At 35.7% G+C, this 13666-nt stretch carries 16 protein-coding genes; 1 reads left to right on the forward strand and 15 read right to left on the reverse strand.

Annotated elements, in window-relative coordinates:
• Nucleotide 1: 1 nt before the first annotated feature.
• The 15 genes from J5224_RS03210 to J5224_RS03280 form a co-directional block, all read right to left on the reverse strand.
• The gene (locus J5224_RS03210) at nt 2-385 is read right to left on the reverse strand and encodes a hypothetical protein (RefSeq protein ID WP_264623981.1); all 384 of its coding nucleotides are present in this window, start codon (nt 383-385) and stop codon (nt 2-4) included.
• Entirely contained in the window at nt 373-999 is a 627-nt protein-coding gene (locus J5224_RS03215) for a DUF2163 domain-containing protein (RefSeq protein ID WP_264623982.1), read from the reverse strand. Before J5224_RS03215 ends, J5224_RS03210 begins: the two co-directional genes overlap by 13 nt.
• Nucleotides 996-1541, reverse strand: coding sequence for a hypothetical protein (locus tag J5224_RS03220; protein ID WP_264623983.1), 546 nt, complete (start codon nt 1539-1541; stop codon nt 996-998). The genes J5224_RS03215 and J5224_RS03220 overlap by 4 nt, the downstream gene beginning before the upstream one ends.
• Nucleotides 1542-1656: 115 nt before the next feature.
• On the reverse strand, nt 1657-4095 hold the full coding sequence (locus J5224_RS03225; RefSeq protein WP_264623984.1) for a hypothetical protein: 2439 nt from the start codon (nt 4093-4095) through the stop codon (nt 1657-1659).
• Nucleotides 4082-4393, reverse strand: a complete 312-nt coding sequence (locus tag J5224_RS03230) for a hypothetical protein (RefSeq protein WP_264623985.1) — start codon at nt 4391-4393, stop codon at nt 4082-4084. Before J5224_RS03230 ends, J5224_RS03225 begins: the two co-directional genes overlap by 14 nt.
• Before the next feature lie 50 nt (nt 4394-4443).
• Nucleotides 4444-4728, reverse strand: a complete 285-nt coding sequence (locus J5224_RS03235) for a hypothetical protein (RefSeq protein WP_264623986.1) — start codon at nt 4726-4728, stop codon at nt 4444-4446.
• A gap of 1 nt (nt 4729) precedes the next feature.
• The gene (locus J5224_RS03240) at nt 4730-5185 is read right to left on the reverse strand and encodes a phage tail tube protein (RefSeq protein ID WP_264623987.1); all 456 of its coding nucleotides are present in this window, start codon (nt 5183-5185) and stop codon (nt 4730-4732) included.
• A gap of 44 nt (nt 5186-5229) precedes the next feature.
• Complete coding sequence (locus tag J5224_RS03245; protein WP_264623988.1) at nt 5230-5652, reverse strand: hypothetical protein; 423 nt, start codon at nt 5650-5652, stop codon at nt 5230-5232.
• Nucleotides 5653-5654: 2 nt separating this feature from the next.
• Nucleotides 5655-5945, reverse strand: coding sequence for a hypothetical protein (locus J5224_RS03250; RefSeq protein WP_264623989.1), 291 nt, complete (start codon nt 5943-5945; stop codon nt 5655-5657).
• Nucleotides 5946-5950: 5 nt separating this feature from the next.
• Nucleotides 5951-7666: a phage major capsid protein gene (locus J5224_RS03255; protein WP_264623990.1), complete on the reverse strand. Its 1716-nt coding sequence runs from the start codon at nt 7664-7666 to the stop codon at nt 5951-5953.
• Nucleotides 7617-9161, reverse strand: a complete 1545-nt coding sequence (locus J5224_RS03260) for a phage portal protein (RefSeq protein ID WP_264623991.1) — start codon at nt 9159-9161, stop codon at nt 7617-7619. Before J5224_RS03260 ends, J5224_RS03255 begins: the two co-directional genes overlap by 50 nt.
• Nucleotides 9162-9180: 19 nt before the next feature.
• The gene (locus J5224_RS03265) at nt 9181-9669 is read right to left on the reverse strand and encodes a hypothetical protein (protein ID WP_264623992.1); all 489 of its coding nucleotides are present in this window, start codon (nt 9667-9669) and stop codon (nt 9181-9183) included.
• Between the two features lie 9 nt (nt 9670-9678).
• On the reverse strand, nt 9679-11574 hold the full coding sequence (locus tag J5224_RS03270) for a phage terminase large subunit family protein (protein ID WP_264623993.1): 1896 nt from the start codon (nt 11572-11574) through the stop codon (nt 9679-9681).
• Nucleotides 11540-12046 carry a hypothetical protein gene (locus tag J5224_RS03275; RefSeq protein ID WP_264623994.1) on the reverse strand — a complete coding sequence of 169 codons (507 nt, stop codon included), beginning with the start codon at nt 12044-12046 and terminating at the stop codon, nt 11540-11542. Before J5224_RS03275 ends, J5224_RS03270 begins: the two co-directional genes overlap by 35 nt.
• Nucleotides 12047-12451: 405 nt before the next feature.
• Nucleotides 12452-12688 carry a hypothetical protein gene (locus J5224_RS03280; protein WP_264623995.1) on the reverse strand — a complete coding sequence of 79 codons (237 nt, stop codon included), beginning with the start codon at nt 12686-12688 and terminating at the stop codon, nt 12452-12454.
• Between the two features lie 332 nt (nt 12689-13020).
• Between J5224_RS03280 and J5224_RS03285 the strand changes: the two genes are divergently transcribed.
• Nucleotides 13021-13650 (forward strand): hypothetical protein, encoded by a 630-nt coding sequence (locus J5224_RS03285; protein WP_264623996.1) that lies wholly within the window; start codon nt 13021-13023, stop codon nt 13648-13650.
• The last annotated feature ends 16 nt before the right edge of the window (nt 13651-13666 follow it).

Below are 13666 nucleotides of genomic sequence, written 5' to 3' on the forward strand. Positions count from 1 at the left end.
GTTATTTCCCTATATAATAAATCTCCCATTCATCCGATGAACAGAAGTGTGTTAATTCATATTTGTTATTAGTGTTATTGAGTACTAAAACCTTTCCATTCCAATAAGTACTGGCATGATTACCCTTAAGTAATACGCATCCATTATTCGGAATCGATTGTTTAGTAGTCCCTACAGTATTTAGCAGATCACGCAAAGTTGGATATTCGGTATTCTTGGAATATAACCAACCAGATTTAGGATCATGATATTTACCGTAATAGATATCACGGTAGTTTGTTTCTAATTGAATATCTATTATCGTTAATGCGAGTATATGACAATCATTAATACCGTAGACTAATTCTTGATTTAGTAGGCTTTGAATATATTTTAAGATTTCCATATCTGACTACTTTGTACAACACCGATAAGATCAAAGAACTTATCCCCTTGATGAACTGATTGATGCACACTCGTTGAACTTAAAACACGTTGTGTTTGATCTAACTTCTTCCAAGTACTGTTAATATTAATGGTTAATTCGTTTTTACCTTCAAGTGGATTAATGTCAGTACTAAAACCATCGATATAGCCAGTAAAATAACGTATATGACTTAAGACAACACCATTAGCAGGATTAAGAATAGTCATGTATATGTTCACTTTTGCGTTGTTTAGAGTGCCGTTAAGGGCCATTGAAAGATATGATTGCTGTACATTTGCTACTTTGAAAGAAGTACCGTTATTATTAATGTCCTTCTTCTCGGTGACAGTACTAAAACTAGAATCAAGAAAATCAGGACTTGATATGTACGTCACGCCATTAGCCTCAATATCTACGTATGCATCTGTTAAGAAAAATGCTGAGGTGCTAATAGGAATAACATCTACGCACTTAACAATAATCCCCATTGAGTAAATGTCTTGTTCTGTAAGCCGTGTTTTATTATTCCCTTTAGTAATGTTCCAGTACTCCAATAAATCAGTATTGGTTAGTAGTGATTCATCTATTATCATGATGTAATGTCCTCTACTGCTGTGAAAGTCTGTTGTACTATTTGCTCTGATTTATACTCATATTTGTTTTTGTCTACATTAAGAATGAAAGTACCTTTAATGTCGTTATATTTTATGGTTTCATTATTTTGTACTTCCTGTCTCAAACTCGGAAATATCGATAATGTAACACCATCATTAGCAATGACTCGATAAATCTTTTTATGTCCTGAGAATTGAATTAAAGTACCGACCTCAATAACTGAGGTGCAGGTAATTTTATAAGTATTCTTACTGGCTGCATTTGCAATCACATTGCCTTTTTGTAAACCATTATAAAGAGAATAATAGCCAAGAGACATTTCAAATGGTTTTCCCTGACTGTGTTCAGCAATCCACTTCTGAAATGCTGCTCTATCGTCAATATTTAAATTTACTTGGAAAGATATATCAAAGTACTGAATACCGGTTGAGCGTTGAATTAATCGACCTGAATTAGCTTGATTCTTATACATTGGCTGATTATCAGACAATACAAATGAACTGATTAAAAACTCGTCCATAAATGCTTCCTTTTTATTATTGTTATCATGTAGTATTTATGTGGGTAGTACTGGTTCAGTGTTGGTTGGTGTATGTATGCAAGAATGGTATGTTCCAGTACTGTCCCACTAATAATTATGAATTTCTTTGTTGACTCTGACGTACAGCCTGAACTAATGAATCACGGTGTTTCTGCAACATCCTGTTAAATTCTGCATCAGTAAGTTGACCTGAACCTTGGACTATCAAAGGTGCGTTAATTTCAATATTGCCAGTACTGCCATTATCGTCTGAGGATTTCAAGAAATTGGATAGGTCTTGGTTCAAAGCCGCACCAACAACACGCTCCCCTTTCTCAAGGTTCCATGTACCCGTATTTGGGACATTATCAATACCATCATGTGCTTGCCCTACTGTCGTTGATTTTATAGTACTGACAATTGTTGCACCTTGTGCTAATACCTGAGCACCAGCCGCGATCCCCATAGGCCAACCAAGGGCCATTGCCTTAGCTACTGATTGTTGTATCGCTATCATCGCCTCGGCAATTGCCAATCCCTTACTCACGGCAAAGGCAGCTTTGGCGGCTCCAGACTGTTTACCAAACGCACCTGATAGGATGGTTCCCAAGGAATCAGCCATGCCGCCCATCATTGAGATCTGTGATGTGGTTTGATTAACCATCAGATTCATACTGTCTTGGTTATATTTGTCCTCAAGCTGTTTTTTTCGTTCCAAGTACTGCTCAAGGCTTAATGTTTTATTTGCCAATAGTTGGTTATTAAGTATCAATTCTTGGTTTTGTTGTTCTTGTAACGCTTCAAGATCTAAACCCAATCCACGGGTATCAAATGGATTCTCATCATCACGATCAATTCCCGCATTCTTATTCATATTCTTTAGGAGATCTGAACGTTGTTTATCTGTCAAATTATCGCCAATGGCGGCAAGATTATCAGATAGTTTCTTACGGTCTGTTTCCTTGAGCATCTCATCAACCATGTCGTTATATGCTCGTTGCCGTGATTCATATTGACGTTTAAGTAATTCGGTTGTTTCTGCTTCGGTTAATCCAAGGGTTTTAGCGTTGTTCTTCGTTGTGCGTTCCATTTCATCGTATTGATATTTGAAACGCTGTAGCCTGACAGCACTTTCGGACATACCGATTTGACTCATTGTATTTTCGACGTCTTTAATGGCCTGTACATGTTGTTGAGCAAGTTGTTTTGCTTTCTGTTCTGCCTGTTTAGCATCGCTCTCGGCTTTCTTCTTGGCAGCAATTTCATCAGCGTTAATGACCTTCTCAAGCGTTTCTTTCTGTGCCTTATAGTTACTTTCAAGTACTGCCAATGCGTTTTGCTGTTTCTTAGTATCACCACCATAGGCACTATCAAGCGATGCGTTAATACTCTCTTTCAATTGATTATAGCGACTTGTCAACGAGTCCAAAGAATCCTGTGCTTTCGCGGCTGAACCTTTCATTGGTGACATCGCTTGATTAATAGTAGTTTCATTTGTAGCAAGGGGATTATTAGGTTTTTCAGGTGTCTTTAATACATTCTGTGTTTCCTTGGCACGTTCAACTTGTTCTTTTAACCGATCTAACGTTTGCTTGTTCTTATTTTCCTGCTGAGATAGTTGATAACCGTAAATACTGGAATTGGCTAATAGGTCTTTCTGGTAATCCTGCTGGTACTGCTCAACGGCTGCGATCCCTGCTTCACTGGTTGCTACTGCGGCGTTCTGAACGGGTGCAGATTTCATGATGTCGTTAATGAGTCTTAGGATGTCTGCTAACGTCTCTGCTAACGGTGCAATAGTTTCATTCTTCCATTTTGACCATTCAAGATTTAATTTAGCCGTAGCATCTTCATATGCACGAAAATTGTTAATTTGATCATTAGTAAGAGCAATACCCTGACGTTGTAATGCCTGTTGATACTCTTGTTCTGAGTTGAATTGTCTTAGTACTGATAATCTACTCGTCGCATCATTACCCAACGTTTCGAACATGTTAACCATAGCACTTGATGAGACGCCCTGTGCCCTTGCCGCAAAGTAGATCTTTGCGTACACATCGTCGCCAGCTTTCGCCATGTTTTGGAGTTCAATAATGTTTAACTTAAGAGGAATGATGATGTCTGAAAGCATTGATCCGGCATTGTTGGCAAGGGCATCACCGAGTTTATCTTTAAGGTCTTTCTGCTGGTCTGCGATGTTATCAAGGGTTAAACCTGTTTGACGAAACATAGTCGCCATCTGTTGGAGACTCTCGGAATTCATATCTGCCTTAACAGCACTTTGATACACTTCCATCGCGGCGGCGGTTTGTTCGCTGAGTGTTTTAAATGCAAGTCCAACGGTTGCAGCAATACCAGCAACACCTAACATTACGGGATTAAGACTGGTCATTTTTGACATCAAGCCACCAATGTTATTTGCCGCTGTTCCTGCTATCCCGCCAACATTGCTACCAAATTGATTCATTGATGTACTGGCGTTATTCATTGCCTGTACTAAACCATTTGAATTACCTGTTATAGTAAAATTCATGGATTGATTATTGTTTGCCATCGTTATTATCCTTAATGTCAAACAATGACATTATTTTATTATAATTTTCTTTTTTGCGATCCTGTAAAAGTTCTTCCTGTGTTTTACCGGAAAGTACTCCAATGTAATCAAAATTCATGGGAGCGAACTTATCAAAATCTGATTTCTTAACGTTACCAGTACTTAAATATATGGCTGATAAAGTTTGAGCATGACGCATTTGTTCAATATATGCTCCACTTGGCTCTATCAATTGGTCTAAAACCATTAAGTACTGGAACAATAAAAAAGGCATAGACATGATTTCATCATATCCCATGCCTTTCTTGTTTATTTGTTTTAACGCATAGTGTAGTACTGGATCGCTTTTTACTTTTTTTCAATATCATTATCATTCATTGCTTGAATAAGTAATTCATTAATTTTCTGGTATATCTTAGTATAGTACTGAAAGTCTAATTGGTTTACTTCATCTTCAGTATTGAACACTTTATTACCACCTTCATCAACGACACAATTCATGATTGTTTTACTTTGAGTGTCACATGAAGAATATTCGAGTACTGAAGGTAATTTTACATATAAAGTAATACCGCCAATCTCAATCTCATGAAGTTTAACGCCAAGTACTTTAATGAGTTCTTGAAAGTTCATATTATTCACCTGCTAGTACTTTTTGTTCTACTGCTTTACCATCTACTGCTAAGGTAAATTCACGAACTACTACCTGATCTTTATCCCCTGTAACCCCATCTTTAGAAATGAAGCCATTATATACTACTGAATAGCCGGTAGTTTGAAGTGCATTTTCAAAGTAAGTGATTCTAATTTGTACACGAGTTTGATTTTCAGATGCAGCTAATAATTTTGTATGTACTGTATTATCTGGAAGCCAATTTACACTCAAAGTTATATCTGGTACAGATTTAGTACCTAATAGTTTACGGTTGTAAGCTGAATTAAAACTTTTAACGTCAATTACTGCGGATTCTGATCCACTAGTAGGAAAAACAGAAACCTCTGGAATTACTTCAAAAGTACTCGATACAGTGTTACCTGCTGTGCCTAATTCAACTTTAATATTCGCACCTGCGAAAATATCCATTGCCATTTTTAAATCCTTTTATTATTGATGAGTAATCCATTACTCATCGATTATTCTTTATTATTATTATTTATGAATGTGTAGGTTAATTTGAATACACATCTTTTCGATTCATATAGCTCAGTACTGTCATCAGAAATCACACGTTCTGTAGACTCATGATGTATGCTTGAAACATTGACCTGTTCTTCAATCAAAGTAACCTTCAATTCATCAGAGTTCATTACGGTGATTACATCTTGTAAAGTACTATCATTTAACTGTTCATCAGTACATACACTAACTATATCAATTGATAATTCTGATTGAATGCGATTACCCATCTTGATAGGTGTATAAGTTTCAATCATATCACCAATGAATAGTGTATATTGCTGCCCATCCTGCAATTGTCTTTTAAATGGATTATTAAGTACTATATTCTTAGCTAATAACAATGATGTGATTGTTTGTTGTATTTTATACATCATCATATTTAATTTACCTTTCTGTAGTAGACATTTATAACGCCTGACAAGTCATCATCAATATTTTCTACAATATAAATTATAGTACTTCCGCTCTTTTGAAATCTGTCGGCAACTTTAATACTATTACGTTGAGTACTGAAATATTGTTGTTTTGTTATCACATCTTCAAAAACGATTTCTTCTTGTTCATGGATCACATCAATATAATAATTGTATGTAGATCCATAAACATAAATTTTTTCACTAAAATCTTTTAGTAGTTTTTGAAGATCACTTGTTGATAGTGATCTTGCCATAGTGATTACTCAGTAACTTTAACGACGGTAAAGTACTCAGGACGTGTAATATTAAAATCAATATCAGCCCATACTCTTAAATGTACCCCACCTTTCGCACGACTGGTAGTATCGTCACGGTCAATCGCTAAGGTTGACCATTCAGCCATAACTATTTGAGAGAAATCGCCAATTATGAATTGATCACGGTCTGCTGCGGCAAACACATACTCATAAACAGGAATGCCTAACATACGGTCATTCGAATCAATCAAAAATTGCTCTGGTGTAATTTTAACGCCTTTTAATTTTGCTTTTAAAGATGGAGATAAAACAATAGATAGTTTGTCAGAGGCTACTTTCATATTACCGATATCACCAATAACGCTTAGTACTTTTTCATATGTTAAATCTGCAACGGCTATTGTTTCTTTTACACCACCAGAAATTACTTTAGAAATAACAGCACGTTCTAATTTCTCTGCACTTCCAGAAATTAAGGTTTCAGTTAAATAACGTTCTGCTGCTGAAACAGATTTTTGTAATAAGCGGGTTAAGTATACAGATCCAGTAAATGTACGTGGACTTAATACTATATTTTGAAATACCGCATTTGTATCTGTTGCTGCTACATCTTCATCAACGAAACCAAAGGAGCCTGTGTAATCATCTAATAACATTGGTAGTTCTAAATTACCATCACCTTCTAAACCACTAAAGATTTTAATGGGGAAATTCTTCAATACGCTATTTTGACGCACAACATCAATAAATGAATCGTACTGAATAGTATTTTGAATTAATGTTCCTGCTGAATTGGTTGCAGTACTGACACGTTGAAATGCAGATACTGGTAATACAATACCATGATTGTTATATTCACCTGCGGATTTTTCACCATTAATCAACGAGCGAATTGTATTTTGTAGGGAAAAGTTTTCTTCCATTTGTGTTTCTTCCTTGAATATCATTTGGCGTTTGAATTCTTCAACGCTCTTTTTGTTATTTATTGCTTCTTGAACAATCCTTTGTTCAAGACCGAACACTTTTCCCATTGAATTGATTTCATGGATTCGTGTCTCTTCTTCTTTATTTATTTCTTCTGATTCATTACTAACTTCATTGTCAGTATCTGATTCAGTAGTTGTACTGTCTAAATCATCAATGACTTCATCGGTATCGGTATCTTCTGCGTGTTGCTCTTGAATTTTGTTTAGTAATTCAGGATGCTCTTTTAAATATGCGAGTACTTCATCATCTGATTCAATACTACGTCCAACACCTACAGCATCATCTGCTGGCACACTAACTAATGAAATTTCGTATGGAGTCCAGCGAGTGATTAATAAGTCATTACCTCTAAATTCATAATCATTGATTTCATAACCAACGGATACTTTAGTTAGTACACCTTCTTGTACTTGATTATATTTCTCTTCTCCTAGTCCATATTCGGAAAAACGGACTAATGCACGACCTATTTTATCTGTATCAATATTTACCGACTCAACAACACCAATAAGTGAATCAAAGTCATGATTGAATAGTAAAGCGGCATCATTTTGTAATCGGCTAAGATCTACATTCTGCATTCCATGCAAAAGAATCTCATTATAGGTCTGTCCATTAATTTCACGTTTAACCGGAGTTTCAGAACTAAAAGAAAGTAATACCGTTCTATCAGAAATATTATCACTCGATAGGTTTATCTCCCTCGTTTGAGTCTTCTTGTTTAATTCCATCTGTTGTACTTCCTTGTACTATTATATTCTCTTCTTTATTTATCTTTTCTTGCATCTGTTCCTTCTCAGAATTGATTTCTTCGAATACCTTAATTGGATCAGTATTTAAATCACGAATGATTTGTGATTTTGATTTCACACCCATATCAAGAAGTATTTGTTCGTATTGAGCATCTTTTACAGGGTCAAGGCTGATTTGTTTTGGTAAGATGTATTCAGCATTCTTAATATTATCAAAATCACTAAATGATAAATTCTTCATTGTATTTATCATGTATACCTTCAACCATTCTTGATAAATTGTTTTTAGTACTTTTGAGATCATCAGATTACTACGGGTTTTCATTCCATCTCGCTGAATGCGGTCACTCATTTTTGCAGCACTAAAACTTGCATTGCTGGTATCTCCGGTGAGATTTTGCTTGGTAGTACCCAAGCCAGCAACTATTTTTTGCATAATAATCTCGGAGAATTCGCTGATCTTATCAACTCCTGCTGTTGGGTTGATAGTTTCAATACTTTGTCCCCTGCCTAGTTCTTTAATACTGCCAGGTTCTAAGTACTCAAAGTATTCTCTCTGCTCTTCATCCTCATCAAGTAACCCACTGTCACTATCGTTTTTAATGAAAGCCATTGCACTCGATGAGATTCGCTTCCCGATCAAGGTGGCTTCTATATATGCGTTATAATCCTGTAGGGCTTTCAATGACGGACATAGATCAGGAATACCACGTTGTTGATTTGGGAACTCTGGAATGAAATAGTGAATGATCTCATCGGCTGATATACGCTTGCATGACGATACGTGTAGTGAGTAGTTCAAAGGATGTATATCTGCAACATAGTATGCAATCACTCGACTATCTTGATCATATTCAATTCCATTACTAATATAATTACCATTTTGTAATATTTCATTTTTAGTACTTGGAATCCTTGCTGAATCTATAATACTAAACTTTACTGATTGCCTATCTCGGTGAATACGTATAAAGCATTCGCCATCAATTGCCCTTGTTCGTTCTACCAGTTGCTGAAACAAGTCGATTGATAAAGATCCATCAAATGAAAATTCACTCGCATTCTCTGACCAATCATAAAATGCTTTTTCTAAACGCTCAGATAGTTCTTGATTCGTAGTACAATCATGAGTTAATGGTCTTGGTCTGACAGTAATACCATCAGCCCCCACGACTAAGTTTGAAGATAATGAAACGTATCTTTTAGCGAATGGGTTTTGTACTGCCAAATGGCGACACGCAGATCTAAGGCTTGGTAATGTTTGTCTGAGTACTTGATTAATATTCCAGTTACCATATGCTCCTGCCATTGAACTAAGTCGTTCATTACTTATACCGACAATAGAATCACTATAAGTACGAGAATTATTAATTTCTTGCTTTAAACGATCTGACGTTAACGAACGAATGCGTTTTACTTTCGGCTGTGGTTCTGTTTGTGGTGGTGTATTATTTTTATTTTGAAAAGGCCACATTCCTTGTGTCCTCCTATTGTTACTTGAATCTAAAATGTATAGTTGATTTAAAGAATGGCTCTGAACCATTATTCCCTTTTATCTTCTTCTTCAATTTATTTATCTTTAAAATAATTTCATCCTTTAACTTCAATAACGTTGATAATTCCTCTCTAATGAGAGTTTTATTATTGATAGTTAGTTGTGAATTGTCATTTGATATTCTTGCCGCTATCAATATCTCAATATCTTTTAGTTGCGTTTGTAATGTCTGCAATTGAGTACTATCTTTTGCAGGATCAATAATTTCAATTTGATATATCTCTATTACACTATCATCTGTTTGATTGAATAGGACCAATGTTTGAAAATCGCCCCAATTCTGTACTTGATAGCTTGACCATGTTTGATTGTATTCGCTGCTTGTACCGTTTGATGTTGCTTGGTTCGCAGGGTAAAGTGTTAATCTAGTACCCTTTGGCATCTTAAAAGTAAATGACTGCCCTTTGTATACCTGTATTGTTTGCATATGTTGTTTTTATCTCCCAAACCAATTACCACCAATACTTTTTTTTCGTTGTTTTTGTCTTGGTGCCGTTGATGCTGTTGTTGATGCAGTATGTTCATCTAAATTATTTATCGGTTCTTGTACTTGCCCTTGCTTGCTGGCATACATACGCAATTCTTTGAATGGTTGACCACCTAATTTACTGAGTGAATATTTCATAGCGGCAAGTGCATAACCGAGACAATCTAGAGCCTCATTACGTTTCTGGCCTTTCTTGAGATTCCATGAGTAACCATCACCCTTACGTTTCAATTCCTCAGAGATTAATTGTTCGAAATAGTCATCTGGTAGTTCGTTACTGAATAATATTTTCAATGGTGCATCATCGGGATTTTCAGATACGGCGTTGATAACCAATGAACGTATCCATGTTTTCAATTCATGGACGTTAAGATTAAAGAATGTCTGACCTTTACTACTGGACTGTTGGAACATGGGGATTGCTCTTGATCCTGAACCCTTAATTGGTTCAAGTACTGCATCACGTTGACAGAATGCATGTACGGTATTTGTTGCTCGCCCATTGCCTGAGTCAATGAATGCTTTAAGTACTTTTACCTTTCGTCCTGATACTGTACGAAAACTTGATTTCACGAATGCCAATAACTGATCATAAGCAGTATCGCCTTTAACCTCACAGTTTATGCCGTAAAATATCTTATGTCCGAGTACGAATAATTCCTTATCATTGAATCCGAGTACCGTAGCTTCCAGTCTGTCTTGTTGCTGATCAATACCCATCGTGATTGCAAGTACTTCATCCGGTATATTCCCAATATCAAATGAATCATCGCGTAGGTTTTCAAGTTTGATTAATTCAAGATCTTGCTGTAATTCAGAGTAATGAAGTCCGAGTACTGTATTATAGAATGACTGATTATTATACTCGAACCATGCAAGGCGAAATTCTGAAATGATGTCTTGGATAGTACTGTTAGGGCTATACAGACGATTAATATAGAAACCCGCTGTATCGGTTATCTCTGGTCTATGCTTAACCCAAAAGCCTTTAGAAACCATTCTGACACGTTGTGCTTCTGTGATTGGTTCATTACATTCTGGACAATGTAGTACTGCCGTTTTTGGATCAGGTAGTTTTCTATTACCGATTTGTTCCCAATCAAATTTAATATTTTCAAATAGTAATTCATGCTCATGTTGGCAATGTGGACAAATTACATGGAAATGCCTTTGATCTGAGTTTTGAAATTCAATATCAATAGCATCGCCTGAAAATGTTGGAGTACTGGATATTAGTATTTTACCTTCTGCTCCAAAGTCAGTAATACGCTGTTCTGCCAAGCGGATCGGATTACCTTCAGGATCATTAAGGTCCACTGCCGATACTTCATCAAGAATTATTCTTTTAAGTGTCTTTCCTCTAAGATGATTAGGACTACCAAGCGACATAAAATAAAGAAAATTACCATCACGTAATTGTATTTGGCTGGCATTGTTAGCGTATCGTTTATCGTTTTTATCGGTGATTAAATTGTTGAGTACTGAAACCTGTTCAATAGTCTTATCTATCTTCCCTGCTTTCCATTGTTTTAATTCATTTCCTGTCGATTGTGCGATACCAATATTGCTCGAATCTGTATACATCCAATAGAATAATGCTGAGTTTAATATTGTTGTTTTCGCAATCTGTGCCGATGTTTTATAGACTACCTTTCGATATTGTGGTTCATCTATAATATCTAACATTTCACGTTGAAATGAATATAGCCGGATCTTTTGTCCTGCACTGGCACCATCTGGAAGTACTAGAAATGTTTCGGCAAATTCACTTGGTAGTAGTTTTTGTGGTGGGAGAATACTATTACAGGATTTATAAATTATCCTCTTTATCTTCTGTGTGTTCATCTTCCTTGCTGTGTTCCTCTTGCGTAGTTTCATAATTGAACCTACCGCACTCATTCAGTACTTCATCAATCCGTGATTGAAGCACTCGTTTAATATCTATTGCCCTGTCTTGTTCAAACAATTCCAAATAGGTTTTATTTGGGATAGTCCTGATATGATCGCGGATACGTTTTAAATACGATGATAGTTCATTCTGTACAATGGTAATTTCAATGAGTTCATCCATTTTCAATCTCACGTCAATCTCTGCTTGTTCTGCTTCTGCTGTTAGCTTGCGGAGTCTTTCACGTTGAATCTGTTCCTGCGTATCCGTATCGCGTAGGGGTTGTAATATATTTTCAACAATCCATTCCCGTACATCTTGCTCAGTACTGGATTTTGGATCGGGCATTCCCTTCTTTGCCCATGATTGCCGTACGGTTGATTCATCGTAGCCGTACTGTTTGGCTATCGAACGATAACTTAGTGCCATCCTCTTTCTCCTTTTACTTGTCTCAAGTATTTATCTTTATATAGCGGTAACGCCTGCGGATCTATTATATTAAGATCATTAAATTCGCATGTGCTACCCCTAACGCAGGTCTATATATAAAGAATATTAGTACTGTATGATGATAATTGTTCTCAAAAAGTGGCGGGATTGATCAAAAATCAAACATATATAAAAAACAACGCGGTGCCGAAACCACACACGAGACTATTGCCGCCTAGAACCTATTTAAAGCTCCTGAATCGAATTGTACAGAGTTTTAATTAAATGGGTGATGGAATGTATTAGAAAGTACTGATACGTTTAGAAGGCTTTATATTGCATTGAAGTCAATCAATTTAAAATGCTGGGTATACCCAGCACTCATAGTAATGCTTATTATTTAAATTATAACTCAGTCCAGTTTCCTTTATCAGAAACATATACATACTGAATACTTATATCTTCTTTATCAGTTATAACGCAAAGCTTCCATCCATCCCCTGCAATGCCAGAAACTTTTATGTTAACTTGATAGTACTTGTTATTATCACTATCATCTACATCGAAAACGTATTTATTTTTCTCGACAGCATAACTAAACAAACCGTCTAGCTCATTTATAACATTATTAATATTAAACATTCATCACCTCTTATATATGACCCTGTTAATTAAAACCTAATAAATGAAAGAGTTCATTTTCAGCATAACACTATATATTTTATGCAGATATGAATACTCCATCACCCATATCACTTTTGATTATTGATAGTACTGAAATATCCTAATTAGATTGTATCTAGTACTGGACTGCTCAATAACAGTACCGCTATCATAGAGTTAACGTCAAATAACACAGTTAATAATCAATGAAATGGATTAATAGGACGCTAATCAGTACTGTCATCGTTCTGCTCATCGTAGCAGTAGCAGTACTAGTTGCTGTGTTGGGGTTCTACACTACAGGTGAGAAGATGGAAGTGGGAACGTGGGCTGATTGGGTTAGTGCTTTAAGTACGTTTGGTACATTAGGTATTGCCTTTGCTGCTTATAGAAAAGCACCAGAGTGGATTCAACAGCGAAAACAGCAAGATGGTTATGAGTTAGCTAAAAATCTAATTTGCGAACAGCTTCCATTATTGCGTAAAAGTATTACTAATATTGGTAGTAAGCTAGGATATTATAAAGAAATGATACCTGACTTTGAAGATTCTTTGTTATACGATATAGAACTAGAAGATATTGAATGTAATTTATCAGAATTAAGAAAAACCGGTCCACAAACAAATGATATTTACGACAACATACAAAGGCTAAAACGTCTTGGCTGGAACATCAATGATGAGATCGAAAGTCTTTTTTTTCAAACAATAGAATTGTATGATACGACCCACAAGAATGCTTATAACTTTTGGTTAATTTCAAGGCATTTTTTAACAGTCCCAAGAAAAGAACTCCAAGATGGCATCAAAAAAAGACTCATTGAAAAAATCAACATTATTAATACATCTGAAGAGAATTTTTATTCTCTCTATCATAAATTAAATGAATATAATCAAGACTTTCTTCTTTACTTCGGAAAATACAATAAAGTAACAAAATAACTCATTAAACATAATA

This window comes from Candidatus Symbiopectobacterium sp. NZEC135, assembly GCF_025962695.1.

Coding starts and splice junctions, on each gene's coding strand:
- J5224_RS03210 (WP_264623981.1), bottom strand. CDS start 385: ATGGAAATCTTAAAATATATTCAAAGCCTACTAAATCAAGAATTAGTC.
- J5224_RS03215 (WP_264623982.1), bottom strand. CDS start 999: ATGATAATAGATGAATCACTACTAACCAATACTGATTTATTGGAGTAC.
- J5224_RS03220 (WP_264623983.1), bottom strand. CDS start 1,541: ATGGACGAGTTTTTAATCAGTTCATTTGTATTGTCTGATAATCAGCCA.
- J5224_RS03225 (WP_264623984.1), bottom strand. CDS start 4,095: ATGGCAAACAATAATCAATCCATGAATTTTACTATAACAGGTAATTCA.
- J5224_RS03230 (WP_264623985.1), bottom strand. CDS start 4,393: ATGGGATATGATGAAATCATGTCTATGCCTTTTTTATTGTTCCAGTAC.
- J5224_RS03235 (WP_264623986.1), bottom strand. CDS start 4,728: ATGAACTTTCAAGAACTCATTAAAGTACTTGGCGTTAAACTTCATGAG.
- J5224_RS03240 (WP_264623987.1), bottom strand. CDS start 5,185: ATGGCAATGGATATTTTCGCAGGTGCGAATATTAAAGTTGAATTAGGC.
- J5224_RS03245 (WP_264623988.1), bottom strand. CDS start 5,652: ATGATGATGTATAAAATACAACAAACAATCACATCATTGTTATTAGCT.
- J5224_RS03250 (WP_264623989.1), bottom strand. CDS start 5,945: ATGGCAAGATCACTATCAACAAGTGATCTTCAAAAACTACTAAAAGAT.
- J5224_RS03255 (WP_264623990.1), bottom strand. CDS start 7,666: ATGGAATTAAACAAGAAGACTCAAACGAGGGAGATAAACCTATCGAGT.
- J5224_RS03260 (WP_264623991.1), bottom strand. CDS start 9,161: ATGTGGCCTTTTCAAAATAAAAATAATACACCACCACAAACAGAACCA.
- J5224_RS03265 (WP_264623992.1), bottom strand. CDS start 9,669: ATGCAAACAATACAGGTATACAAAGGGCAGTCATTTACTTTTAAGATG.
- J5224_RS03270 (WP_264623993.1), bottom strand. CDS start 11,574: ATGAACACACAGAAGATAAAGAGGATAATTTATAAATCCTGTAATAGT.
- J5224_RS03275 (WP_264623994.1), bottom strand. CDS start 12,046: ATGGCACTAAGTTATCGTTCGATAGCCAAACAGTACGGCTACGATGAA.
- J5224_RS03280 (WP_264623995.1), bottom strand. CDS start 12,688: ATGTTTAATATTAATAATGTTATAAATGAGCTAGACGGTTTGTTTAGT.
- J5224_RS03285 (WP_264623996.1), top strand. CDS start 13,021: ATGGAAGTGGGAACGTGGGCTGATTGGGTTAGTGCTTTAAGTACGTTT.